This is a genomic window from Pseudomonas helleri, from assembly GCF_045830615.1.
Lineage (GTDB): Bacteria > Pseudomonadota > Gammaproteobacteria > Pseudomonadales > Pseudomonadaceae > Aquipseudomonas > Aquipseudomonas helleri.
Genome location: NZ_CP174501.1, coordinates 2,509,963 through 2,535,040, shown reverse-complemented (window position 1 = coordinate 2,535,040; position 25,078 = coordinate 2,509,963). Strand labels below are relative to the sequence as shown.

Annotated in this window: 24 protein-coding genes; 18 read left to right on the top strand and 6 right to left on the bottom strand. The window is 58.1% G+C overall.

Annotated features, from left to right (window positions below; all coding sequences use genetic code 11):
* Positions 1-420: 420 nt before the first annotated feature.
* The 7 genes from ACJJU9_RS11365 to ACJJU9_RS11335 all read left to right on the top strand — a co-directional run bounded on the left by ACJJU9_RS11365 (position 421) and on the right by ACJJU9_RS11335 (position 4,039).
* Complete coding sequence (locus tag ACJJU9_RS11365; protein WP_407730765.1) at positions 421-1,212, top strand: hypothetical protein; 792 nt, start codon at positions 421-423, stop codon at positions 1,210-1,212.
* Positions 1,209-1,856, top strand: a complete 648-nt coding sequence (locus ACJJU9_RS11360) for a hypothetical protein (RefSeq protein ID WP_407730764.1) — start codon at positions 1,209-1,211, stop codon at positions 1,854-1,856. Before ACJJU9_RS11365 ends, ACJJU9_RS11360 begins: the two co-directional genes overlap by 4 nt.
* 13 nt (positions 1,857-1,869) lie before the next feature.
* The gene (locus ACJJU9_RS11355; RefSeq protein ID WP_407730763.1) at positions 1,870-2,247 is read left to right on the top strand and encodes a hypothetical protein; all 378 of its coding nucleotides are present in this window, start codon (positions 1,870-1,872) and stop codon (positions 2,245-2,247) included.
* A 20-nt stretch (positions 2,248-2,267) separates the two neighbouring features.
* Complete coding sequence (locus ACJJU9_RS11350; RefSeq protein WP_407730762.1) at positions 2,268-2,648, top strand: hypothetical protein; 381 nt, start codon at positions 2,268-2,270, stop codon at positions 2,646-2,648.
* A gap of 47 nt (positions 2,649-2,695) precedes the next feature.
* Positions 2,696-3,094: a hypothetical protein gene (locus ACJJU9_RS11345; RefSeq protein ID WP_407730761.1), complete on the top strand. Its 399-nt coding sequence runs from the start codon at positions 2,696-2,698 to the stop codon at positions 3,092-3,094.
* A 75-nt stretch (positions 3,095-3,169) separates the two neighbouring features.
* A complete protein-coding gene (locus ACJJU9_RS11340; RefSeq protein WP_407730760.1) occupies positions 3,170-3,712 on the top strand; it encodes a hypothetical protein in 543 nt (180 codons plus the stop codon).
* A gap of 42 nt (positions 3,713-3,754) precedes the next feature.
* Complete coding sequence (locus ACJJU9_RS11335) at positions 3,755-4,039, top strand: pyocin activator PrtN family protein (RefSeq protein ID WP_407730759.1); 285 nt, start codon at positions 3,755-3,757, stop codon at positions 4,037-4,039.
* On the opposite strand, the gene ACJJU9_RS11330 is transcribed toward ACJJU9_RS11335, so the two are convergent.
* Positions 4,017-5,150, bottom strand: a complete 1,134-nt coding sequence (locus ACJJU9_RS11330; protein ID WP_407730758.1) for a site-specific integrase — start codon at positions 5,148-5,150, stop codon at positions 4,017-4,019. The two genes, ACJJU9_RS11335 and ACJJU9_RS11330, sit on opposite strands and share 23 nt — an antisense overlap.
* A gap of 99 nt (positions 5,151-5,249) precedes the next feature.
* Here ACJJU9_RS11330 and dusA point away from each other — a divergent pair, with 99 nt between their 5' ends.
* The gene (gene dusA / locus ACJJU9_RS11325) at positions 5,250-6,260 is read left to right on the top strand and encodes a tRNA dihydrouridine(20/20a) synthase DusA (protein ID WP_407730757.1); all 1,011 of its coding nucleotides are present in this window, start codon (positions 5,250-5,252) and stop codon (positions 6,258-6,260) included.
* A gap of 62 nt (positions 6,261-6,322) precedes the next feature.
* Here the strand turns inward: dusA and rssC are convergent, their stop codons facing one another.
* From rssC to ACJJU9_RS11310, 3 genes are all read right to left on the bottom strand, one after another.
* On the bottom strand, positions 6,323-6,805 hold the full coding sequence (gene rssC / locus ACJJU9_RS11320) for an anti-sigma factor antagonist RssC (protein ID WP_048370295.1): 483 nt from the start codon (positions 6,803-6,805) through the stop codon (positions 6,323-6,325).
* On the bottom strand, positions 6,802-7,986 hold the full coding sequence (gene rssB, locus ACJJU9_RS11315) for a two-component system response regulator RssB (RefSeq protein WP_153372789.1): 1,185 nt from the start codon (positions 7,984-7,986) through the stop codon (positions 6,802-6,804). The genes rssC and rssB overlap by 4 nt, the downstream gene beginning before the upstream one ends.
* 341 nt (positions 7,987-8,327) lie before the next feature.
* Entirely contained in the window at positions 8,328-9,017 is a 690-nt protein-coding gene (locus ACJJU9_RS11310) for a VacJ family lipoprotein (protein ID WP_048370292.1), read from the bottom strand.
* 233 nt (positions 9,018-9,250) lie between these two features.
* Here ACJJU9_RS11310 and ACJJU9_RS11305 point away from each other — a divergent pair, with 233 nt between their 5' ends.
* Positions 9,251-9,514 (top strand): DUF4404 family protein, encoded by a 264-nt coding sequence (locus ACJJU9_RS11305; protein ID WP_048370290.1) that lies wholly within the window; start codon positions 9,251-9,253, stop codon positions 9,512-9,514.
* 77 nt (positions 9,515-9,591) lie between these two features.
* On the opposite strand, the gene ACJJU9_RS11300 is transcribed toward ACJJU9_RS11305, so the two are convergent.
* A complete protein-coding gene (locus tag ACJJU9_RS11300; RefSeq protein WP_153434481.1) occupies positions 9,592-14,448 on the bottom strand; it encodes an NAD-glutamate dehydrogenase in 4,857 nt (1,618 codons plus the stop codon).
* A 497-nt stretch (positions 14,449-14,945) separates the two neighbouring features.
* On the opposite strand from ACJJU9_RS11300, the gene ACJJU9_RS11295 reads away from it, so the two are divergent.
* Together ACJJU9_RS11295 and ACJJU9_RS11290 are read left to right on the top strand one after the other, a co-directional pair.
* Complete coding sequence (locus tag ACJJU9_RS11295) at positions 14,946-15,302, top strand: hypothetical protein (RefSeq protein WP_048370287.1); 357 nt, start codon at positions 14,946-14,948, stop codon at positions 15,300-15,302.
* 42 nt (positions 15,303-15,344) lie between these two features.
* The gene (locus ACJJU9_RS11290) at positions 15,345-16,094 is read left to right on the top strand and encodes an amidohydrolase family protein (protein WP_407730756.1); all 750 of its coding nucleotides are present in this window, start codon (positions 15,345-15,347) and stop codon (positions 16,092-16,094) included.
* Here ACJJU9_RS11290 and ACJJU9_RS11285 read toward each other — a convergent pair.
* Positions 16,079-16,921: a DMT family transporter gene (locus ACJJU9_RS11285; RefSeq protein WP_153328025.1), complete on the bottom strand. Its 843-nt coding sequence runs from the start codon at positions 16,919-16,921 to the stop codon at positions 16,079-16,081. The two genes, ACJJU9_RS11290 and ACJJU9_RS11285, sit on opposite strands and share 16 nt — an antisense overlap.
* Positions 16,922-17,053: 132 nt before the next feature.
* Here ACJJU9_RS11285 and ACJJU9_RS11280 point away from each other — a divergent pair, with 132 nt between their 5' ends.
* From ACJJU9_RS11280 to ACJJU9_RS11250, 7 genes are all read left to right on the top strand, one after another.
* Positions 17,054-17,956, top strand: coding sequence for a LysR family transcriptional regulator (locus ACJJU9_RS11280; RefSeq protein WP_407730755.1), 903 nt, complete (start codon positions 17,054-17,056; stop codon positions 17,954-17,956).
* 288 nt (positions 17,957-18,244) lie between these two features.
* Positions 18,245-19,204 carry a MoxR family ATPase gene (locus ACJJU9_RS11275; protein WP_016780594.1) on the top strand — a complete coding sequence of 320 codons (960 nt, stop codon included), beginning with the start codon at positions 18,245-18,247 and terminating at the stop codon, positions 19,202-19,204.
* A 2-nt stretch (positions 19,205-19,206) separates the two neighbouring features.
* Entirely contained in the window at positions 19,207-20,151 is a 945-nt protein-coding gene (locus ACJJU9_RS11270; protein ID WP_048387977.1) for a DUF58 domain-containing protein, read from the top strand.
* Positions 20,148-20,642: a DUF4381 domain-containing protein gene (locus ACJJU9_RS11265; protein ID WP_048387975.1), complete on the top strand. Its 495-nt coding sequence runs from the start codon at positions 20,148-20,150 to the stop codon at positions 20,640-20,642. The genes ACJJU9_RS11270 and ACJJU9_RS11265 overlap by 4 nt, the downstream gene beginning before the upstream one ends.
* Positions 20,635-21,711 carry a vWA domain-containing protein gene (locus ACJJU9_RS11260; RefSeq protein WP_407730754.1) on the top strand — a complete coding sequence of 359 codons (1,077 nt, stop codon included), beginning with the start codon at positions 20,635-20,637 and terminating at the stop codon, positions 21,709-21,711. The genes ACJJU9_RS11265 and ACJJU9_RS11260 overlap by 8 nt, the downstream gene beginning before the upstream one ends.
* Positions 21,708-23,447, top strand: coding sequence for a tetratricopeptide repeat protein (locus tag ACJJU9_RS11255; RefSeq protein ID WP_407730753.1), 1,740 nt, complete (start codon positions 21,708-21,710; stop codon positions 23,445-23,447). The genes ACJJU9_RS11260 and ACJJU9_RS11255 overlap by 4 nt, the downstream gene beginning before the upstream one ends.
* Positions 23,444-25,078 carry a BatD family protein gene (locus tag ACJJU9_RS11250; RefSeq protein WP_407730752.1) on the top strand — a complete coding sequence of 545 codons (1,635 nt, stop codon included), beginning with the start codon at positions 23,444-23,446 and terminating at the stop codon, positions 25,076-25,078. Before ACJJU9_RS11255 ends, ACJJU9_RS11250 begins: the two co-directional genes overlap by 4 nt.

Below are 25,078 nucleotides of genomic sequence, written 5' to 3'. Positions count from 1 at the left end.
CAATTTTATCGGATGGAGGTAGAACGGCTCATGCCAGCTTCAGCGGCAATCTAATTGGCTGTCAATATACCTATCGGCAGTTGTTACCGTTTCGACCAGCGCGCTTAGAAAGTCAGCCCAAGGGCCAGTTAGCCGCACCGCATAGTCATCGGAACTTTTGATTTTTCCGTCCTCAACAATATGCACATATGAAGGCGCTGTATCGCTGGTCTTAGCCCAATAAAAAACCATGTGGACTACGTGACCTCGGTACAGATGGATCAGCGAGATCTTTTTTAGGAGCGACATACCCAATAACCTCAGTCTGATCAAAGATCAGTAGACCTTAGCTTGTAATCCATCTTTGTAAGCACGTCCACTTAAGCTTAAGACTCCCCCTCCCAATTCAAAGCCAGCCGCTATAGCGGCCAAGGAATCGCTATGCCTGAAATCACACCGATCAAAACGGAGGCTGAGCTGTGCGAGATATTCATCCGCGACATGAACGCTCAGCCAGGATGGACCTGCTACCCAGAAACTGGCGGCTTCGACATTCTCGTGGTGCATCAGGACGGTCGCCAGATCGGCGTAGAAGCAAAGCTTCAGTTGAACGCCAAGGTTGCTGACCAGATCATGCCTGAGCCATGGCAGTTCAGGTATGGCCTGAAAGGCCCGGACCATCGCCTGGTTATCGTCTCCAAGATCACCGACGCCAGCACAGGCATTGCCAAACTTCTTGGCTTCAGGGGGGTACCGGTGTTGACCCCTCGAGAGGGTTATTCCTCAAGGGATGGTCTCGAGAGGCGAATGGAGTTCTGCGCTTACAAGTTGCGCGACCTTCTCCACGGATCGGGGCATTTCAACGATGGCGAACTGTTCGACTGGAATCCCGAAGAGCGCTGCCAAGTTCCGATGGTGGTTCCGCAAGTTGCAGCCGGCGTGCCAGCACCTATTCGCTTGACTCCCTGGAAGGAGAAAGCGCTGCGGGCACTGGCATTGCTACGCAGCCAAGGCTTCATCACCTCCAAACAGATCAAAGAGCTTGGCATGAGCCCGACTGCCTGGACTCAATCCTCCAGCACCAAGGCTTGGCTCGACAAGGGCGCCTCCCCAGGCCAGTGGCTCGCAACAGACCGAACGCCATCATTCGACAAACAGCACCCTGAGGCATATGAAGTCGCAGCCGCAGAACTTGCAGCGAAGATAGGTGCTCAACTGGAGCTCGCCCCATGAGTGAAGCTATCAAAGAACGCCCAATCCTGTTTTTGGCGCCAATGGTTCGCGCCATCCTGGAAGGCCGAAAGACGGTAACGCGACGCCCAGTCAAGGCGACCAAGGCTCACGCCGATGGCTTCATGATGCTTGACCACGGCAAAGGCTGGCGACCATACAACGCTTTTGGTGACTTTGCCTCAGATCATGAAGGCATGGAATATCCAATCGCTTGCCCATACGGAAAGCTCGGCGACCGGCTATGGGTTCGCGAGACCTGCTTCATCAACGACTACCGCGAAGCCAGTGTGCCGGAGCAGGAGCGCGCAGATTGCGAAATTCATTACCGAGCCGACGGCATACCTGACTTTGAGGGTGAAGAAGAGCTGATCCGTTGGCGACCCAGTATCCACATGCCCCGCTGGGCCAGTCGCATCCTGCTGGAGGTCACCGACGTGCGGGTCGAGCGATTGCAGGACATCACCGAAGAGCAGGCTCTGGCCGAGGGCATCAAAAAGCATTCGGACGGCGGCTATCACGTCGAAGACGGCAAGCACTTCTCGGATAGCCCGGTTGAGTCTTTTGCATGCCTGTGGAGTTCTGTCGGCGGCGACTGGGATGCAAACCCCTGGGTTTGGTGCGTTAGCTTCAAGCGGATAGCCTGACGGAGCCTTGCCCATGAAAACAATGAGCAAGGTGAAAACCGAAGAACTGACCGGATCCGCCCTGCTATGGGCCATTGACTCAATCGAAGGCACTCCCCCGCCTTTACCCGGCCAGATGCAACTCCCCTTTGACCTCCAGATTGAGCAAGCCACGGTCGACAGGCTGATAGACAAGTACAACGTCTGGGTTGAGCCTGGGTGGAGCTACAAGTGGCTGGCCAATGCGCGAGAGGATCGTGACCCGTGCGAGCGAATGCCCGGTGAAACGCGGGAGGACGCAGTGCTGCGCGCCATCATCGCCGTGCAACTCGGCAATGTCGTAAGCATTCCTGCGGATCTCATTTGGTCAGCTGTAAACCCAAACTTTACAACTCAATCAGCCTGCCGGTGATCGGTGGGCGGGGTTTTCCTATGCCTGAAATTAAGTGTGAACACGGCCACACCCTAAGCATAAGCACCGACTCCTGGGTAGCGGCCCTCAGCCTGGACCAGTTGCGCTATGCCCGCGAGGCCATGGATAAAAAGATCAAAGCTGCCGAGGACTCGCCAAAACGAACTGTGTGGCAGGTGTGTCGCGGCGCAGTTGTCGAGGCTAACTACCGCGAAGAGGACTACTCAGCAGCGGCTGACCACCTGGTTCGAATCTACAAAGAGCGATTTGCTTCAGAAGCGGCCGACTGGATAAAGAAGCCTTTCGGCTCTATCAATTTCGAGCGAAATGTGCCGAGCGTCAGCCCCGCGCTGGTGACCCAGTTCGAATACGACACTGAATGGTTTCCTACCAAACCGTGATCCTCATTTATATGCCTGCCAGTGACTGGCGGGCCAGGTGCGCGCGCATGAGTAAACAAATCGTGAAAAAAGACATCCTCGATGAAATGACCAAGGAAGAGTTGGCGGCCTGGATCAGGCAGCGGCACCTCTTCTCAATGCCAAAGCGAAGCGAGCTGCTGTATCTGCGCTGGGAAAGGCAGTCAGCGGACGTTCTCGAAGCAATGGAAAAGGAAAATCGAGCGCTCGACGGATACGACTTTAAAGAGCGCGACTGCTTGGCGGTCAAGCTCAGCGAGCAGACCGACGCCAAAGAGCAGTTGCGACTTCTGGGGCTGATTCAGCCGTACGACGCGGCAATGTTGGCCCACATCAAACGATCGCAAGCCCTCCAAAAGAAAAGTGAAAAGGTCGACGCGCTGTATGCGCAGATCGATATCGAGCGCGAGAAGGAACGCCGCACCTGATTAGCCTTTCCGCTACCCCCCTCTTAACCAACAACATTGATTAGCCTGCCGGCCCCCGGCGGGCGAGGTATTCCCATGTCCCAAGAAAAGAATGCATTCCGCGATGCCGCTATCGAAGCGATCTCGGATATGGCGCAGCATCTGCCGCACGATTGCGAACTGCTGGTGGTGGCCTACCGCCCCGGCAAGAAAGAATTTGACCTGGCGCTGCCTTCGCCTGAATCGAACCTCAACACTGCCTTGGACGCACTGCGCCGAAACGGCCTGAGCATTGATGGCGACAACGCCTATAAACGTGACCTGCTCGACGCGGTAGTCGGAGCCCTGGCACTCGGCGCTCAAAACACCAACCCGCCACCGGCCGGACATTGGGGGCAGCGTTTCTGGGATATAGGCCGGGAAGAGCGCGCGAACAGCGAGGCTCTGTTGAAAGCGCTGGAGTCGCTCACTCAGATAGCTGGCGAATGTGAGCAGATCGCCAGCAATTACAGCGGAACCATCGACGGAATCTTCGAGCATGGCGGCGACGACCATGAAGATCCGTCCTGCGCGATATTCCACCGTCTGTACTACGCCATGTTTGACGCCCGGGCAGCGATCAAGAAGGCCTCCATCTAACCCACCCTCTGCCGCCCAGCGCGGCCGCACGGAGACATGTCAATGAATACTGAATTTCTGCTCCTGGCACAGTACGGCGGCCAAGCCATCATCCCGCTTGCGCGGGTATGCGCCGATTACTTTAGCCATTTGACGCCTGAAAAAATGAAGATGAAAGTCGCGGCCGGCCAAATCGACCTGCCGCTCGTCCCGATGGAGCGCAGCCAAAAGTCTGCAAGAGGAGTTCACCTCAAAGACCTTGCGGCTTATATAGATGCGCAGCATTCACGCGCCCGCACAGAGCACGACAAACTGATGCGTGGCTCTAGCTTTCGTCGCGTTTCTTAATTCGCTTCTGGGCCTCGATAATGGGGCCCGCAATTATCCTCTCCAGCCAAGGCCAATCTTTATACGGGTCGCCATCCCCTTTTAAATGCGTGTATCGACGCATTGAGTTCCAATCCCGGTGCCCGGACACAGAGGCTACTTTCGGGATATCCCAGCCCACCTCAAAAAGCCGACTCACCCCGTCGTGACGCAGGTCATGAAAGTGTAAGTCTTCAATTTCAAGAAAGCGGCAGGCACGCGTGAATGCGGCAGATACTGAGCGCGAGTTGTACGGGAAAACATCATCTGCGACTTTAGGCATCGACTTCATGATGCGCCACGCCTCATCAGGCACAAGGCACCAAATGTCATTTCCGTATTTCTGGCCCGGGTTTTTCATGTCCGTAATGAGGACCATCTTTCGATCCTCGTCAATGTCGGCCCATTTGATGCGGGTTATCTCTTCCTGACGTCGCGTAGAGAAAAGGGCAAACGCGACGACACGCACCATATCTATTTCTTGTCTGCGCCTGTCGCGCATTTGGCTGAAATACTCAAACAGCTTGTCCAACTCCTCTAGGGTTGGCCGACGATTCCTTTCCTTGCTGCGGGTGACCGCACCCATCTTTCTCAAGACTTTGCGTGCGTCGGGCATGGCCATCGGGTCAATGTCATATCCCCAGGCCGGCCGGGCTACCGAAAGGACCGCACCAAAGTGAGCCAAGTCATTACCAACAGTCTGAGCCTGGATTCCATCATCCTTCATTCGACCGTTCGCGTACTCAACCAGCTTTTGGCTGGTTATCTCTTTGTCTTCCAGCTTGCCAAGCCAGGTTTCACCAATCGCCTTCAGCGTGGCTCGCTTCGTTTTACCCAAGGGCCTGAGCTTCTCGTATTCAAGAAGATAGCGGTCAATCATTTCCTTGACCGTTACCCCTGAACGATTGGCTTTGATTATTGCTCCAGGAGCAGCCATTTCTGTTTCGACACGTTTGATCCAGGCGAGCGCGGACGCCTTACGGTCGAAGGTCTGGCTTTCCTGATAAACTGTGACGCCCTTTTGCATGATCCGGACCTGCGCGTTGTAAGCGACAGACCCGTCCTTGCGCTTGCGAACGGTTATAGAGCCCATTTTTTGCTGAACGCCTGAATGAGTTTGCTGAATTTCAGCAACACCATATCAAAAATAAGCAAAAACGGTGGTAAACAGTAGTGAATGAGAGTTACCCGAATGCACTCAGAACCCACAGAAAACCTAGCCCGCCCAGTAGATCCGGTAGTTAGGAGGTTTTCTGTTGCGCCCATGATGGATTGGACTGACCGCCATTGCCGATTCTTCCTGCGGCTGATGTCCAAACATGCGCTGTTGTACACCGAGATGGTCACCACGGGTGCTTTGCTGCACGGTGATGCCGAGCGGTTTTTGCGGCATGACGATACTGAGCACCCGTTGGCGTTGCAGTTGGGCGGCAGTACGCCTGCGGATTTGGCGGCGTGCGCGCGTTTGGCGCAGGCGGCGGGTTATGACGAGGTGAATCTGAATGTCGGCTGCCCGAGTGATCGGGTGCAGAACAATATGATTGGCGCGTGTTTGATGGCTCATCCGGCGCTGGTCGCCGAGTGTGTGAAGGCGATGCGCGATGCGGTGTCGATTCCGGTGACGGTCAAGCACCGTATCGGGATCAATGGCCGTGATAGCTACGCGCAGTTGTGCGATTTTGTCGGCACGGTGCGTGATGCCGGTTGCGAAAGCTTTACGGTGCATGCGCGTATCGCGATTCTGGAAGGGCTTTCACCGAAAGAAAACCGTGATATCCCGCCGCTGCGCTATGACGTTGTAGCTCAGTTGAAGGCTGATTTCCCGGAGCTGGAGATTGTCCTTAACGGCGGTATCAAGACGCTGGAGGAATGCCACGCACATTTGCAGGTATTTGATGGTGTGATGCTGGGCCGTGAGGCGTATCACAACTCGTATCTGCTGGCGGAGGTCGATCAGCAACTGTTTGGCAGCGCAGAGCCGATTATCACCCGTGCGCAAGTGCTGGAGCAGCTAAGGCCGTATATTGCTGCGCATATCGCCTCGGGCGGTTCGATGCATCACATCACGCGGCATATTCTGGGCTTGGGTCAGGGCTTCCCTGGCGCGCGACGCTTTCGTCAGTTGCTGTCGGCGGATATCCATAAAGCCAAGGATCCTCTGGCGCTGCTGGATCAAGCCGCCGAGCTGTTGGAAGGCCGCTAAAAACCGGGCAAGCAAAAGGGGCCGTTCCTGTTCAGGACGGCCCCTTTTTTGTGCGCTATGGATCAATGGCGCTCGAGCGCGTTCACCAGGTCATGAAAGGCTTCACGGTTGGAATCATTGAGGCCCATCAGGATTTTGTGCGCTTCGAGCACCTTGACCCGCACCACGTCTTCAGTCTCGTCTTGCGACGGCAAGTCTGTGAGGCACTCAGGGCAAGGTATTGGTCTGTTGATGATGTTGAAGACCTGATCGAAGCCCATCGACTGCAACAATCGGGTGATGTCTTCGTGGGTGGTCACGACCGTCGGCAACAGGCCTATTTTTTGGCGCGACAAAATCGACAGTTTCGCCAGCAAGCCCAATGTGGTGCTGTCGATACTGCGAGTCTCTGTCAGGTCAATCACGATGGCTGTAAAGTTGCGCGCCGTGAAGATCCTTTCGATTGTCGCATCCAGTGCTGAACACAGTGTCAGACGCACTTCACCGACAAACTTCAGGACGAAGGTGCCGTCCTGTTCGGCGAACTGAATTCTACCGGTACTCATGTAAGATTCCTGCTTAACACCATCAGGGCGATATCATCCGGCATCTCCCCTAGCGTAGCTAATCCAAAAACCTGGCGCAGACCATCCAGGCTGCCACCCGCTGCTTTTACCAACTGAGGTAGAGCAGCTTCTTTCTCTTTGAGTGTAGGCTCGGCCAAAAGGTCCAAAATTCCGTCAGACATCAACGTCAGGCTGAATGTCTCGGGCAATTTAAGCACTTGATCTTCGTAAGTGGCCTCGTTGAACAGGCCGACCGGCAACCCTCGCCCTTCAAGATAAGTCACGCTGTCCGGGGTGAACAGCACCGGTAATGGCAGGTGCCCACCGATGCTGTAAGTGAGCAGGCCGGTCTCTTGGTCAATCACACCGCCGACCATGGTCACATGCTTGCCCAGCTTGCAGTTGATCAAGCCGCGGTTGATGTGCGCGAGCACTTCAGATGGCTTGAACTCAGGCAAAGTGCCATTGCGCTTGGATTCAAACAGCAGACGCGTGGTCATGAACTTGAGCAACACAGTCACGAACGCTGAAGACGCGCCATGGCCAGAAACATCCGCAAGGTAAAACGCTACCCGACGCTCATCGACCTTGAAGTAGTCGACGAAATCACCCGACAAATACAACGACGGAATAATCTGGTGCGCAAAGTCGAATCCGTCGAGCGACCAGGGGCTGGTAGGCAGCATGTTCATCTGCACCTGCCGCCCGGCGTTCTGGTCTTCCTGCAGCAAGTGCAGGCTGGCTTCAAGCTCGCGGTTGGCAGACTCCAGCTTCTCGCGGTAGCGCTGGTTCTCGTGCAATAACCGGGCGCGGTCCAGCGCTCGATGCACGGAATGCTCAAGCACCGCCAGGTCTTCAAGCGGCTTGATCAGGTAGTCGGCGGCGCCCAGACGCAGCGCCTCGACCACATCGCTCATCACACCGGCGCCCGAAATCACGATCACCGGGGTCTGTGCCGAGCGCTGGGCGACCTGGCGAATCAACTCCAGGCCGCTCATTTGCGGCATGCGCAGATCGCAGATCACTAAGTCCGGTTGCTCTTGCTCGAACACCTTGAGACCTTGCACGCCATTACTGGCCTGCAGGACGCTGAAGCCGCTGTCTTCCAAATAGGCTGCCAAACTGGCACGCACTACTTCGTCGTCATCAATGATCAGCAGCGTGGCACTGGTTTTTTGCATGTGGGCAAACGGCGCCAGAATTAGGTTTGCGTCAGGGCTCGAACACATCGGGCCCAACGACTGAATAGGCTTTTGAACATCCCTCATCAGAACGATTGTTTTAATCATTCCTGCAAAGGTGCTCGTGTAAGGCGCAGACGGTACTCCCATCTGCGGGGGGTTTCAAGCTCAGGCCGATAGCGGCTTGACGTGTTCACCCGGTTAAATTCCCTCGGGTTATAAGAACATCGTAAACAGCAACTAAAACCTTGGTTTAAACGCCCTTAAAGATGCATTTTTTTCATGAACTTACATGCAAAAAACGGCCGTAAAGGCCGTTTTTTTGTGGGCAAATGAATGACTTAAAAGTCGTCTTCAACCTCGCCGTCTTTGATTCTGAACTCACGGTTTTGCAGGTACGCGTTACGAATAAAGACGTACTTGTCGCCGGTGATCAGTTTTTCTGCCGACAACAGGCTGGCACGCGCATCGATCACATCCATGCCGATCGCCATGTTGCGCGCCGGAATATCGTTCATGTAGCGGTATGGCTTGGTGAAGGAGTCCGGGTAGATACCGGCTGCGTCACGCACGGTGCTTGGGCCCAGCAGCGGCAAAACCAGATAAGGACCGCTTGGCAGGCCCCAACGACCCAGCGTCTGGCCGAAATCTTCGTCATTACGTTGCAGGCCCATTTTGGTGCCCACATCAAAGAAGCCGCCGATACCGAAGATGGTGTTCATCAACATACGTGAGGTGTCGACAGCTGCGGCGTGAGGCTTGCCTTGCAACACGTCGTTGGCCAGGTTGCGCACATCGCCGATGTTTCGGTACATGTTGTGAATGCCGTCTTGCAGAAACTGCGGCGTGATGAACTGGTAACCCTGAGCAATTGGCTTCAAGGCATAGGTATCAAGCGTGTCGTTAAACGTGAATATGGCACGGTTGAAACCTTCCCACGGGTCAGCCTCGGTGGCCGCATTGGCAGCAAACGGTGCCATTGACACAGTGGCACACAGGCCAATTTGAGCAAGACGCTTGGTCCAGCGCATAGCAAAACTCCTTGAGAATACGTATCACTTGGGCGCTACGCCCTGGGGTCAGGCGATGAGTATAACGGCAATTGCATTTTTGACAGCCCCCTAAGCAGAGTTGGAGTGATGCCGGCCGATTTGATAGAGATCATGCACTCTTCGCGAGACTGGATTAATCTAGACGCCCGCTTATAGATCTTTTGCGCTTCTCGAAGGTCTACAACAGTGCCTATCAATAAAGGATGAATGCTATGCCTGCCCGCGAACTGCAAGAACAACTCAATACCTTGCGCGAGCAACTGGACCAGAATCCGCCGCTCAATGAAGAACAACGCGAGCATCTAAACGATCTGGCCAAGCAGATTGAAGCCGAGATTGCTCTGGAAAAAGCCACTAACGACAGCAGCCTGGCTGACAACGTCAATCTCGCCGTTGAGCGTTTTGAAGTTGAACATCCATCGCTGGCGGTCACTCTGCGCAATATCGTGCAGACCTTGGGCAGCATGGGCATCTAACGCTCGCGCAGCTACCAGAAACAAAAAAGCCCCGGCTCAGTTCAACTGAGCCGGGGCTTTTTTTACTGCTCAGGCTGTCAGAGCCCTGTTTGACCGCTCAACGCCAGATCCAGCAGCTCACGGTTGGCCACGGCATACATCGCGTAGTCGTTGCCGGTAGCCGCACGCAGGTCGACCAGCATCGAACGCCAGCGCTCAACCATCGACTGGTTCTGCTCAAGCCACAGGGCTACCCGTGCTTCGATTTCGACCGGGGCATCAGCCATCTGCAACACCGACACGGTGATTGCGCGCTGCTGCCAGTCGATGTCGTCACGGAAGGCCTCCCGGGCCAGCGCCTGCCAGTTGTTTTCCACCGGCAAGTTGCTGATCTGTTGCAAGTACCAGGTCAGGTCCAGCGCGCTGCCCACGGCAAAGTACGCCTTGGCCACATCTGCGGCGTTCTGGCCGGTAACATCAGACGCCTCGATGATCGGCAGCAAGGTGTACAGGTGCGTGGTGCCTGCCACCATGCGCGACAGCAATTCCGGCACGCCCGCATCAACGTACGCCTGATAACGGGTCTCCCAGCCTTCGCGGGTCGGGCCTTCCAGCAGTTCGTTGAGCTTGAGGCCCAACGCGGCCAGATGCGGACCGAAGTGCGCAACATCGCGCGCTGCGTCCAGCTCGTTACGGCGGCTGCGCAAGAACCAGCGGGTGGCACGACGGCCCAGGCGCATCAGTTCGTCCATCAATGCCAGCTGAATTTCGGCCGGCACTTGATAGTCCAGCGCTTCGATCTGACGGAACCAGTGCGGGAGGTGAAAAATGTCACGCACGATGACATAAGCCCCGGCCACATTGGCCGCGCTCATGCCGGTCGACTCTTTCAGGCGCTCCACAAAGGTGATGCCCATGTGGTTGACCAGGTCGTTGGCGATCTGCGTGCTGACAATCTCGCGCTTCAAGCGGTGACGGCGCATGGCTGCGGCAAACTTGTTGACCAGCATTGGCGGGAAGGCCGTTTCCATGTCGCGGGTCAGGTAGTCGTCATCCGGCACCTGGGAGTTGAGCAACGCCTCCTTGAGGTCGATCTTGCTGTACGAGATCAAGACCGACAGTTCAGGGCGTGTCAGCCCATGACCTGCGGCCACGCGCTCGTTGAGCTGCTCTTCAGACGGCAGGAACTCAATGGCGCGGTCCAGCTTGCCACGGGATTCCAGGTCGTTCATCAGGCGTTTGTATTCAGCAATTCGCTCATAGGCACGACGCGCTGCCAGAGAAATGGCCTGCGTCTGCTTATAGTTGTTGCCCAATACCAGCGCGCTCACTTCGTCAGTCATGCTGCCGAGCAGTTGGTTGCGCTGTTTCTCGGTCATATCGCCTGCCTGCACCACTTCATTGAGCAGGATCTTGATATTCACTTCGTGGTCAGAGCAGTCCACGCCGCCGGCATTGTCGATAAAGTCTGTGTTCGAGCCGCCGCCGTTCAGGCCAAACTCCACACGGCCCAGTTGGGTCATGCCGAGGTTACCGCCCTCGCCCACCACCTTGCAGCGCAACTCGTTGCCATTCACGCGCAGCGCATCGTTGGCCTTGTCACCCACATCGGCATGGCTTTCCGTGCTGGCCTTGACGTAAGTACCGATACCGCCGTTCCACAACAGGTCTACCGGGGCCTTGAGCAAGGCATTGAGCAGCTCGGTCGGGGTCAGTTTGTCGGCAGTGATCGCAAAGCGCTCTTTCATCTGCGGTGAGATGGCGATGCTTTTCGCACTGCGGGAGAAGATCCCGCCGCCCGCTGACATGATGCTGGTGTCGTAGTCCGACCAGGCTGAACGCGGCAAGTCGAACAAGCGCTGACGCTCGGCAAAGCTGTTGGCTGGCTCAGGATTAGGGTCGATAAAGATGTGCAGGTGGTTAAAGGCCGCAACCAGCTGCAATTTGTCAGACATCAACAAGCCATTACCGAACACGTCACCGGCCATGTCGCCGACGCCCACTACGCTGATGCTGTCTTGCTGGACGTTGATCCCGCGCTCTCTGAAGTGACGCTGCACGCCCACCCAGGCACCACGGGCGGTAATGCCCATTTTCTTGTGGTCATAACCAGCCGAACCGCCCGATGCGAAGGCGTCACCCAGCCAGAAGCCATAGTCAATGGCAATGCCATTGGCAATGTCCGAGAAAGTCGCTGTGCCTTTATCCGCCGCGACCACCAAGTACGGGTCATCGTCGTCATGGCGCACTACGTTCAATGGCGGCACCAGCGCGCCATCCTTGAGGTTGTCAGTGATGTCCAGCAGGCCGGAGATGAAGATGCGGTAGCAAGCAATGGCTTCGGCCTGTACTTCATCACGGCTACCGCCCAGTGGCAGGCGACGCGGAACAAAACCGCCCTTGGCCCCTACCGGCACGATCACCGAGTTCTTCACTTGTTGGGCTTTTACCAGGCCCAGCACTTCAGTACGGAAGTCTTCTTCACGGTCGGACCAGCGCAAGCCACCACGGGCCACGTTGCCGAAACGCAAGTGAACACCTTCAACCCGAGGCGAATAGACAAAGATTTCAAACTTCGGCACCGGCTTGGGCAGCTCTGGAATCAGGTGCGGGTTGAACTTGAAGCTGAAATACGAACGGTTCTGGCCGTTGGCATCCGGCTGGTAGAAGTTGGTTCGCAGGGTGGCTTTGATCAGGTCCAGATAACGTCGCAAGATGCGGTCTTCGTTGAGCACCTGAACGTCGTCCAGTGCAGTCAGAATCGCCTGTTCCAGACGCTGTTGCTTGTCTTCCAGGTCTTCGGCGGTCAGCTTGCGCGCCAGATAGAAGCGGGTCTTGAACAACCGGGTCAATTCGCGGGCGATGTCGGTGTGGTTGTTCAGGGTGCTGGCGATGTAGCCCAGATCGAAGCCCAGGCGGATCTGCTTCAAGTAACGCGCATAAGCCCGCAGCAACGCCACATCACGCCACGGCAAACCGGCCGTCAGCACCAGGCGGTTGAACGCATCGTTCTCGGCATCGCCCTGGACGATATGCACGAAGGCATCTTGCAGTGTGTCGTTGAGCTGCTGGATATCCAGGTTCAAGCCTTCGCCGGCGGTAAAGGCAAAGTCATGGATCCAGAACTCACGGCCATTGGCGTGACGCAGGCGGTACGGGAACTCGCCCAATACGCGCAAGCCAAGGTTTTCCAGAATCGGCAATACGTCAGACAGCGCCAGCGGCGTATCAGCGTGGTACAGCTTGCAATGCAGTTCCTGCCCGGCGCTTTGGCCCAGCGGCTGGTAGAAACTCATCACCAGCGGTTTCTTTTCGCTCAAATTGGACAAATGCTGCATGTCCACCACCGCCGAGTGCGCGGCAAAGCGCTCGCGGTAACCTGCCGGGAAGCCTTTCGGAAAGTCCGCCAGCACCTTGGTGCCATTGGCTTCACCGAAGCTTTCAACCACCAGGCTGGCGTAGTCGTCGTTCCAGCTGCGGCACGCCTGAACCACTTCTTTTTCCAGCAACAACGGATCGATGTCGATGCGGTTTTTCGGATCAACCCGCAGAATCAGCTGAACCCGCGCCAGCACGGACTCCGAGAAGAAGGTCCAGAACTCGCAATCCGACGCTTGCAGACGGTCCATCAGCACTTGCTGAATCTTCTGTCGCACCTCGGTGGAATACACGTCACGCGGTACGTAGGCCAGGCAATAGCAGAAACGCCCATACGGGTCTTTGCGCAGGAACACGCGGATCTTGTTGCGTTCCTGGATTTGCACAATCGACATCACGGTGCTGAACAGCTCATCCACCGGGGTCTGGAACAAGTCATCACGGGGCAGGACTTCCAGCACCTGCGCCAACTCTTTGCCCAAGTGAGCTTTGGCCTGGAAGCCAGAACGGCGCTCGATCTCGTCCACTTTGCGGCGGATATAAGGAATCACTCGCACGCTTTCGCCATACACCGACGAGGTGTACAAGCCCATAAAGCGGCATTCCTTGATCACTTTGCCATCTGCGTCGATCTGGCGGATCGACACGTAATCCGGGTACGCCGGGCGGTGCACGCGGCTCGGGTGGGCAGCCTTGGTGAACGACAACAGGGTCGGTTCCCGCAGGTAGCTCACCGCATAATCTTCGATACGCAGGTCTTCAGCGGTCAAGCCGACGCGCAGCAGCTTGGTCAGGCCGAGGAACGACTGCGGGTCATATTCGATATGGCCGCCGTCTGCCTCGTCACGTACCACAAACTCTTCATAGCCGAGGAAGGTGAAGTGGTTACCCAGCAACCACTCCAAAAAGCTCTTGATCTCGGCTTTTTCACCAGCATCCACGGCATACGGGCAGTTGTCGACACTGGCCAGCAGCTCTCTGACCTTGGCCTTCATCGGCTCAAAGTCAGCCACGGCAATGCGCACTTCACCCAGAACCTGCTCCAGCTCCTTGCTCAGTACATTCAATTCAGCGGCGTTCGAGCAGCGGTCAATCTCCAGGTACATCAACGACTCTTGCGCGATGCCTTCACCAGTAGTGCCTTTGGGCAGGATTTCCAGCAGCTCACCCTTGCTGCCGCGACGCACGCTCAATACGGTGGTTTGCAGGGTGTGGATGCTGTAACCACGGCGGTTCAGCTCGGTACGCACCGAGTCCACCAGAAACGGCAAATCGTGGTGCAGCACTTCAACCGCAGTGTGGGTTGATTGCCAGCCATGGCGCTCGTAGTCGGGGTTGAACACACGCACTTGCGGCTGGTCCGGGTCAAAGCGCTCCAGCAACCTCCAGGCCGACAGGGTGCAGCCGGCGAGATCGGACATGCGCCGTTGGGTGAGTTCGTCCAGTGAAATGATGCCGAAGAATTGCTCAGCAAACAGGGCTACTTGTGGCAGAGCCTGTTCGCTAACGTGCTGGGCCAGTGCAGATTGCAGTTGATGCTGGAAGTCGGCTTTGCTGGCTGCGGTGAAGAACGCCATCTGTGGTACTCCGCTTGGGCTTGTTATTGAGAGAAGCGTCGCGTGCTATTCCCGCTTGGGGGACCTGTCACTACTGTGCTCAACCTTCAAGAACACAGCGTGACAGGGAGGTGAAGCTGGCTGTAACCCTGAGGTCACAACATTATTCCGGGATGCTTATCGGTAAAGACGACTGCCAGGTCCACAGGCTGCATGTTTAGCGATAACCATCAACAACGCAGCTTAACGACTGCATCGCCCGGCCTGCTTGCGGTGCGGCGACATATTCGGTCATGGGGCGGCAATCTTGTGACCCGGACAGGAACAACCCTAGCAGTGGACACTCATAAAACTTCATAAAAACGCCTTAATTTCTGTCGGCAGTATCAGAAATATCTGACACGAAATAACAGGCCATCAGCCACCTACCAAGATTGAGCCAGCATAAAAACGCGCGGGCTGGCAAAATCGCCGCTTGTTCAGTGATTAGATGCGCTCAGCGCCAGGAATTCCCCACCATGCAAATGACCACCGCCCTGCTCATGGCCAACCCGTGTGACGACGAAGAAGACAACATGGCCATGCTGTGCTGCCACAGCGACAAGGGCGAAATGTTTCTGATGTCGCGCTACCCGGACGAGGACGAACTGGAAATCACCCTGGATGATGAGCCTTCCAGCCTCGACGGCGTAAAGGTCACACTCAGCCCGACGCGCCTGCTGATCGAAGTGGCGCCCGGCGATGCCGACGTGCTGAACGGCAGCGACCATCTGGAGATCCTCCATAGCGCTGATGCCGATGAACTGGCCGAGATCGAGCAAACCCTGAAAAACATTCTCGACGGCACCGGCACCTACATCAGCGAATTGAACTGACCCACTACAGCCCGAACCCGCACACCGACAGGTATGACCGCCATGCGCCAACTCTTCGATGCCCACTGCCACATCATCGACAAGGCTTATCCGCTGATTCCCAATAACGGCTACGTGCCAGACTTTTTCAGCGTTGATGATTACCTCGCGCGTACCCGCGAGCTGGGCGTCGTCGGGGGCGCGGTGGTTTCAGGCTCGTTTCAGGGCTTTGATCAAACCTACCTGATCGCCGCACTCAAACGCTTGGGCGCAGGCTTTGTCGGCGTCACCCAACTGCCGGCCAGCGTCACTGACGCCGAGCTTGAAGCGTTGAACCAGCACGGCGTTCGTGCCCTGCGCTTCAACCTCAAGCGCGGCGGCTCAGAGCAGCTCGACCAACTCGAATCACTGGCCAAGCGCGTCTACGACTGCGTGGGCTGGCATTCAGAGCTGTACATCGACTCTCGGGAACTGGCGCCGTTGTACGAACGTTTGCTGCGATTGCCAGCGCTGAGCATCGACCATCTGGGGCTGAGCCACGAAGGTTTGCCGGCTTTGCTGCGCCTTGCCGAGCACGGGGTGCGCATCAAGGCCTGCGGTTTTGGCCGGGTTGACTTCGACGTACCGCAGGTACTTAAAGACATTCACGCGGCCAACCCGAGCGCCTTGATATTCGGCACTGATTTACCGTCAACCCGCGCACCAAGAACCTTTGAAAACAATGACATAGATGTTGTAGTTAATGCCTTGGGTGAAGCCGGGGCGCAAAAGGCACTGTGGCAAAATGCCCGGAATTTTTATCGCCTGGACTGAGGTTCGCGGCTCATCGCAATCACGCTCCCCAGCACAATAGCCGCCCCCGCAATCACTCCGGCTGAAACTTCACTGCCCAACACACCCGCCGCCAGCGCCATGGCGACGGGCGGGATCAGGTACATCACGCTGACCGAACGGCTGACTTGGGTGTGATTCAGTACAAAGCCCCATAACAGGTACGCCAACGCACTGGGAAACAAGCCAAGGATCAACACCGCCACATTCACCCGGACCGGCGCCTTGAGCACCTCGTCCGTCAGCCCGGGCCAGTACACGCAGAGCAACAGCGTGCCGCCCCAGACCATGTAACAGACTATGGTTAAAGGGCTGTAGCGAGTAGAAATGTGCTTTTGCAGCACAAAATAAATGCTCCAGGACAACGCCGCCAGTAACAGCACCAGGCCCTGCGGGTGGAACTCACCCACGCCTTTATCGCCCCAGATCACCACCACGACCCCGAGCAAGCCAACCGCGACCCACAACCAGCGCCAGCCGCTGACGCGCTCCTTGAGGCACACCGCGGCGATAAATGTGCTGAACAATGGCGCGGTTTGCGCCAGCACACTGGATGCGCCGGGGCTGACCCAACGCTGGCCCATGTTCAACGCCATGTGGTGCAACGCCACGGCGAACAACCCCAACAGCATCAACCAGGGCACATCCCGCAGCCGAGGCACGCCAATGCCGATAAACAACGCGATCAACGCCATAAACAGCGATGCAATTAAAAATCTCAGCAAAGCCAGGTGCCCCGGCGAGTAGCTTTCCAGCCCGATATGGATGCCGATCGGTGAATAGGCCCAACACAACACGACAGCCGCCATGGCCACGGCCAGTTTGAAAGGTAACGACACGTTAGTGATCCTGAACCCATTGAAGTGGTGTTCAGTGTTTATCGCGCTCACGTGGGGCCACAAGTGAGATATAAAGAGCCCAGAATTCATCAGGAGTGAACAATGGAGCTCAGCCAGTTGCGCATGGTCAAGGCCGTGGCAGAGTGCGGCAGCATTGCGCTGGCCGCCGAACAGTTGCATTGCGTACCGTCGAACATCACCACTCGCATCAAGCAACTGGAAAGCGAACTGGGCACCGCACTGTTCACCCGCGCCGGTCGCGGCTTGCGCATCAGCGCAGCCGGGCAGGTGTTTTTGGGCTATAGCGAGCAGATTCTGGCGCTGGTCGATCAGGCCAAACGCGCGGTTGCGCCCCAGGCCGTGCCCGCCGGCAAGCTGCGCATTGGCGCAATTGAGTCCTGTGCAACCGGCAGACTGCCGCCCTTGCTCGCCGAGTACCATCAGCGCTACCCGCAGGTCACGCTGGAGTTGGTCACCGGCAAATCAAAACAACTGCTCGATGACGTTAAACATCACCGTCTCGACGGGGCCATGGTCGCCGGCTCAATTACTCAAACAAAACTATCTAAAACAATGCTTTACAACGAACAATTAGTGTTGATTGCGAGCCCGAAACTGGCGCCGCTTGCGCAACTGGCTGACGTGCACCGGCATACCGTGTTTATGTGGCCGCCCGGCTGCCCTTACCGTGCGGCGCTGGAAAACTGGGTGGCGGAACACGGTCTGGAAGTCAGCAAAATCGACTACGCCAATTGGGGTAGCATCATTGGTTGTGTCAGTGCTGGCGCAGGCTTGGCGCTGATACCCGAGGGCATGCTTCAGCAGTTTGGCGCCTGCGCACACCTGATCACTTACCGCTTCCCTGAACTGGCGCCCATGCCCAACCTGTTTTTCTGGCACAGCGAAACCGGCTCGCATGCCGCACGCGACGCCTTTGCCGCACTGCTGGCAGAGCACTTTCCCGTAGCAGTTGCCGAGCCTGCGAGGCTACGTCCGATAGCATAGCGATCGTAAACACAGAGCACTGCGCCTATCTGACACACCGTGCTCGCTAACTTAAGCCGGACGCAGCCTCGCAGGCTCGTCAGCGACTACAACAGCCAAATTGCGACTACTGACACCCGGTAGACGCCACCCAAATGAACACTATTCTCAACAACCTGTCTGATTTGGTTTTTTTGCACAAAAAGCCCGCCTGCTATTAGTCCGAAACCCTCGCAATGGATTAAAGTAACGCCCCCGGCAACGGCGTAATTTATACGGCGTTGCAGTCCTTTTCAGGAACAGTCATCGATGGAACATCGTGAAGCGCTACTGGCGCTGCGAACCTTTCTTTCAACGCAGATTCTCGGTCAAGAAAAACTCATTGACCGCTTGTTGATCGCGCTGCTGGCTGACGGCCATATGCTGGTCGAAGGCGCGCCCGGCCTCGCCAAGACCAAAGCCATCAAAGAGCTGGCGGAAGGTATCGAAGCGCAGTTCCATCGCATTCAGTTCACCCCCGACCTGTTGCCTGCCGACATCACCGGCACTGAAATCTATCGCCCCGAAACCGGCAGCTTTGTCTTCCAGCAAGGCCCGATCTTCCACAATCTGGTGCTGGCCGACGAAATCAACCGGGCACCGGCAAAAGTGCAGTCGGCTCTGCTTGAGGCGATGGCCGAGCGCCAGGTCAGCGTCGGGCGCAGCACTTACGAGCTGTCACCGCTGTTTCTGGTCATGGCCACGCAAAACCCCATCGAGCAAGAAGGCACCTACCCGCTGCCAGAAGCCCAGCTCGACCGTTTTCTGATGCACGTGAAAATTGGCTTCCCCGACGCAGCCGTAGAGCGCCGTATCCTGCAACAGGCCCGTGGCGAAGCCCTCAACGGTGAAACCAAGCCTGAACGCAGGGTCAGCCAACAGGCCATTTTTGCCGCCCGCAAGGAAATCCTCGGCCTGTACATGGCCGATGCGGTAGAGGAATACCTGGTGCAATTGGTCATGGCGACCCGTACGCCCGGCAAATTCGACCCGGAAATGGCCGAGTGGATTGCCTACGGCGCCAGCCCCCGTGGCTCGATTGCCCTTGATCGCTGTGCCCGTGCACACGCCTGGCTCGCCGGTCGCGACTTCGTCAGCCCGGAAGACATCCAGGCCGTGCTGTTCGACGTGCTGCGCCACCGTATTATTTTGTCTTTCGAAGCCGAGGCGGCTGGCATTGACCAGGACCGCGTGGTGCAACGCATCCTTGACGTTGTTGCCGTTGCCTGACGATGACCGCCCTCCTGCCCGCCGAACCCGGCATTCGTGTGACCCTCACCGAACTGATCGAGATGCGCCATCGCGTGCGCGAGGTGCAGCTGTTCTCCACCCCCGGCCACCGCAGCCCGCTGGTGGGCTTGCACCACTCCAAGCTGCGCGGGCGCGGGGTCGACTTCGATCAGGTACGGATTTATCAGGCCGGGGACGATGTTCGCACCATTGACTGGCGCGTTACCGCACGCACCCAGGAACCGCACACCAAGATGTTCCATGAGGAGCGCGAACGGCCAATCTTCATCCTCGCCGAGCAAAGCCGTCGGCTGTTCTTCGGTTCAGGGCTGATGTTCAAGTCGGTGCTTGCTGCTCAAGCCGCGAGTCTGATTGGCTGGGCCGCACTGGGCCATAACGACCGGGTGGGCGGTCTGGTGTTTGGCGACCACGAGCATTACGAAATCAAGCCACGGCGCAGCAAGCAAAGCCTGCTGCAATTGCTCAACCGGCTGGTGCGGGTCAATCAGTCGCTGCACACCGAAGTCCAGTCAGACCGTGACGCACTGGGCATGGCCTTGATCCGCGCCCGCGAGGTGCTGCGCCCCGGCAGTCTGGTGGTGGTGATTTGTGATGAGCGGGCACTGACCGACGCCGCCGAACAGCAACTGAGCCTGTTATCACGCCATTGCGACCTGATTCTGCTGCCGTTGTCTGACCCTCTGGACCACGCCCTGCCCGCCGCCGGGCTGCTGCGCTTTGCCGAGCGCGGTGCACAGCTGGAGCTGGACACGCTCAACTATGATTTGCGTCAGGCTTACCGTGCTCAGGCCGAAGCCCGTATCGCACGTTGGGAGTTGCTCGCACAAAAGCTGCGGGTACTGCTGATGCCCCTCAGCACGCAAAGCGAAATGATCGAACAACTTCGTGAATACCTGAACGCCAAACGCCCTGGCAAATCGTCATGAACGAGCTCGAACACCTGCAACCGCTCATCACCCCGCCGGCGATTGGCCTGTGGCCACCGGCGCCGGGCTGGTGGTTGCTGCTGCTCCTGATTCCGGCTCTGGCCTGGGGTTTGTGGTGGTTGCGCCGTTATCTGCCCGCCAAGCGTCAATTGGCCACCACCGAACAGCCCCTTGACCCGGTACGTTTGGCGGCCCTGGAAGAGCTGGCGCGGTTCAACAAACCTTACGATGGCGCGCCTGCCGGTGCCTGGCTGCAGCAACTCAACGGCCTGCTCAAACGCCTGTGCCGCAGCCACTATCCCTACAGCCAGAGCCATACCCTCAATGGTCGCAAGTGGCTGGCGTTTCTCGACAACCGCTGCCCGGCCGCCGGCTTGACCCGCTGGATGGTGCTGGTAGAAGGCGCCTACAAGCCCGAGTGCAAGCTCGATGACAAGGCCATCGCCGGGCTGAATCAAGCGGTTGAAATCTGGATTCGCAAACATGTTTGAGTTCGCCTGGCCCTGGCTATTCGCCTTACTGCCACTGCCCTGGGTGATGCGCCTGGTGCTGCCGGCTGCCGACAGCGGTGAACCCGCACTTAAAGTCAGTTTTTTGGGCGACCTTGAAGAACTGGCCCGGCGCAAGGCGCGGCCCACCCTGCCTTCGCTGCGTCAGCAAATGCCGTATGTGTTGCTGTGGTTGTTGTTGCTGACTGCTGCTGCCCGCCCGCAATGGCTCGGCGAACCGCTGCCGATTGCTGCCAGCGGGCGCGATTTGTTGGTGGCCGTGGACGTCTCGGGCTCCATGGACTACCCGGACATGCACTGGCACAGCGAGGACATCACCCGCCTCGATTCGGTGAAAAAGCTGCTGGGTGACTTTCTTGAACACCGTGAAGGCGACCGCGTCGGCCTCATCCTGTTTGGCAGCCAGGCGTATCTGCAAGCGCCATTGACCTTTGATCGGCACACCGTTCGCACCTGGCTCGACGAAGCGCGCATCGGCATTGCCGGTAAAAACACGGCCATCGGCGACGCTATTGGTCTGGCCGTCAAGCGCCTGCGCCAACGTCCGGCGCAGAGCCGGGTGCTGATCCTGGTGACCGACGGCGCCAACAACGGCGGCCAGATCGATCCCTTGACCGCGGCCCGCCTGGCGGCTGAAGAAGGCGTCAGAATCTACCCGATCGGGGTTGGCTCCGATCCGCAAGAAAACACCGCCAAGGGTCTGTTCAGCATTAACCCGGGCGTGGACCTGGACGAGCCGGCCATGGAAGAAATCGCCCGCATTACCGGCGGCCGCTACTTCCGTGCCCGCGACGGCAACGAGCTGTCCGCCATCAAAGACACCCTCGACCAACTTGAACCTGTCGCCCAGCAGCCCACTCAGGCACGCCCGGCGCAGGCGCTTTACAGCTGGCCTTTGGCTGGCGCACTGCTGCTCAGCGTGCTGCTGGTGATCCGCGAGCTATGGCCCAACCATCCGCTGCAACGTTTACTGAGCAAGGAACACTTTCTGCCTCAAAATCCTGACTGGCGCTCGCGGCTCAAACGCCTGCGCTTGCGGAGGCGCCGATGAGCGCGCTCTGGCCGCATTGGTTTCGCCCCGAATGGCTGCTGGCACTGCCGCTGCTGTGCTGGCTGCTATGGAAACTCTGGCATCGGCAAAAACGCGCCGGGCGCTGGCAGATGATCCTGCCCGAAGCCTTTCATCGCGTCTTGCTCAGCGGCGGTAATGGCCGCGACAGCAAACTGCCGTGGATTGCCCTCGGCCTGGCCTGGTTGCTGGCGCTGTTTGCCTTGCTTGGACCAAGCTGGGAACGCGTTGAACAGTCCGCGCAAAAACCGGCCGACCCGCTGGTGGTGATGCTTGAGCTGACCCCGCAAATGCTCGCGACCGACAGCCAGCCCAACCGCCTCGAACAGGCACGGCGCAAACTCTACGACCTGCTGCAAAGTCGCAGCGATGCGCAAACGGCAATTATCGTCTACGCCGGTAGCGCCCATACGCTGGTGCCGCTGTCCGATGACATGGCCACCAGCCGCAACCTGCTCGAAGCGGTCAAGCCATCGATCATGCCGCAACCGGGCAATCGCGCCGACCTCGCCGTCAACAAAGCCCTCAAGCTGCTGGATCAAGGTGCGCTGGGCGAAGGCCGACTTTTGCTGGTGACTTCATCGCTCAGCGAACAAGAGCGCGCTGGCATCCGCAAGGAACTGGACGGCCACACGCCGCCGCTGTTGGTACTTGGTGTCGGCACCCGCGAAGGCTCGCCGGTGGTCGAAGAAAACGGCGAGTTTCTGAAAGACGCCCAGGGCGCCATCCTCCTGCCACGCCTCGACAGCCCGAGCCTGCGTGCCTTTGCCGAAGACGTAGGGGGGAGTTACCGACAAGCAAAGCTGGATGACAACGACCTGCGCGGCCTGGGTTTGCTCGATGGCCCGCAACATTTACGCGACGACGGTCAGACGCTGCGCCTGGACACCTGGTCTGACCAAGGCTACTGGCTATTGCTGCCACTGCTACTGCTGGCCGCGTGCGCAGGGCGTCGTGGCTGGCTGTTCTGCCTGCCGCTGCTCTTCATGCTGCCTCAACCCAGCTATGCCTTCAGCCTGACCGATCTGTGGTTGCGCCCCGACCAACAAGGCCAGCGCCTGCTGGAGCAGAAAAAACCGTTACAAGCCGTCGAACACTTCAAAGATCCTTTGTGGCAAGGTCTGGCGCTGTATCAGGCGGGCGACTACAGCGCGGCAGCTCAGCGCTTTGGCGAGGTCAACAGTGCCAGCGCACACTACAATCGCGGTAACGCATTGGCCATGAGTGGTGAGCTTGAGGCGGCAATTGACGCCTATGAGCAAGCACTGGAGCTGCAACCCGACCTGCAAGTCGCCGCGCAGAACAAGGCGCTGGTCGAGCAAGTGCTTGAGCAAAAACGCGAACAAGACACACCGCCGCCGGACAAAGTGCCGGAAAAACCCGCCGAACCCGACGAAACCGATCCGTCCGTCAGCAGCAGTAATGCCACGACCACCGGCGAGAACGGCCAACATGATCAAAGCAGCGCGGCCACCGACCCGGCCGCCCATGCCAACCCGGACGACGCCGTCGAACCGCCACCGGCCGCCAACGAGCCCGGCAACGAACCGGAAGAACAGACCACCACCCGTCCAACCGCCCCGACCATGGATGTGCTGGATGACGAACACCACCATGCGCTGGAGCAATGGCTCAGACAAATTCCCGACAACCCCAGTGAATTGCTACGACGAAAATTTTGGTACGAACAGCAGCAACATCAGGACTCGCCGCAATGAATCGCTTCTGCGTTTTACTCTTTTTGCTCTGTTGCTGGACAGTACCCGCCCATGCGCTGGGGCTGGTCGCCAGTGTTGACCGCGATCAGCTCAACTCCGGTGAAACCGTCGAGCTGACCCTGGAGACCAATGACGCCACGTTGTTCGGCAAACCCGATCTGGCGCCGCTGGACACCCTGTTTGAAGTGCGCGGCACGCGTCAGGTCAACCAACTGACCACGCTCAACGATGACAACAAAGCCACCACCCGCTGGATCATCACCCTGCAACCCAAACAAACCGGCACCGTGACCATTCCGTCCCTGCAAGTGGGCGATTACCACAGCTTGCCGATCAACCTTACGGTGACCCAGAGCAGCGCCAGTGACTCCGAGCTGGCCCCTGTATTCATTGAGGCCAGCCTCGATCAGCCTAGTGTGTACGTACAAGCCCAGGCGATTTTGACCTTGCGCGTTTATCACTCGGTGGCGCTCTACGACGACAGCAACTTGACCCCGCTGCACCTGCAAGACGCCATCGTTGAGCAGTTGGGCGAGTCACGCACTTACGAGAAGCTGATCAATGGTGTGCGCCACGGCGTGATCGAGGTGCGCTACGGCATCTATCCGCAACACAGCGGCGAGCTGCAAATCCCCGCGTTGACCTTCAGCGCGACCCAGGTGGACAACCAGCCCGGCAACACCTCGACGCCCAGCGCGCCCAAACCCGGGAAAATGGTCCACGTGACCTCCACCGAGATCCCCTTGCAGGTCAAGCCCAAGCCTGAAGACTACCCGGCCACTGCCGCCTGGTTACCGGCCCGCAGCCTGAGCCTGAGCGAAACCTGGAACCCCGAGCCGGATCATTCCAAAGTAGGCGACTCGCTGACCCGCACCCTGACCCTCAAGGCCGAAGGGCTGTCCAGCGCCCAATTGCCGCCGCTGCCCGCCACCGACGTGAATGGCTTGCGGCGTTACCCGGACTTGCCGCAACTGAGCAATCAGGTCACTGACAATGGTCTGATCGGCAGCCGCGAAGAGCGTGAAGCCTTGGTGCCGACGCGAGTGGGCCAGGTGGAACTGCCCGCCGTTGAACTGGTGTGGTGGAACACCCACGAAGACCGTCTTGAACGCAGCTACCTGCCCGCCCGCACCTTGCAAGTGGCGGCCAACACCAGCCTGGCCGCCGACTCGCTGGCCGGTACTGGCCCGGTCGTCGACAGCGATGACTCAACGCTGTGGCTCTGGCAACTGAGCACCTTGCTGCTGGCCTGTACCACATTGATTGGCTTCGGCCTGTGGTGGCGCGCACGCTGGCAACCAGCCATTCTGCGGGCGGCACAAACCGGTCCGAGCCCACGCACGCTACTCGACGACATCAAACGCGCCTGCCTGGCCAACGACCCGCAGGCCACGCGTCAGGCGTTAGACGCCTGGGCGCGGCAACAACCAGAAACCCTGGCCGAAATGGCCGCACGTTTTGTACTGCTGTCCGATGCACTGGACGGCCTCAACGGCGCGCTCTACAGCGAAACCGGCCAATACTGGCAAGGTGAAGAGCTGTGGAAAGCGATTCGCAGCATCCCGGCCGCCGAACGCGAGCAGGACACCGCCAGCGAATCCAGCAGCCTGCCGCCGCTTTACCCCAAATAA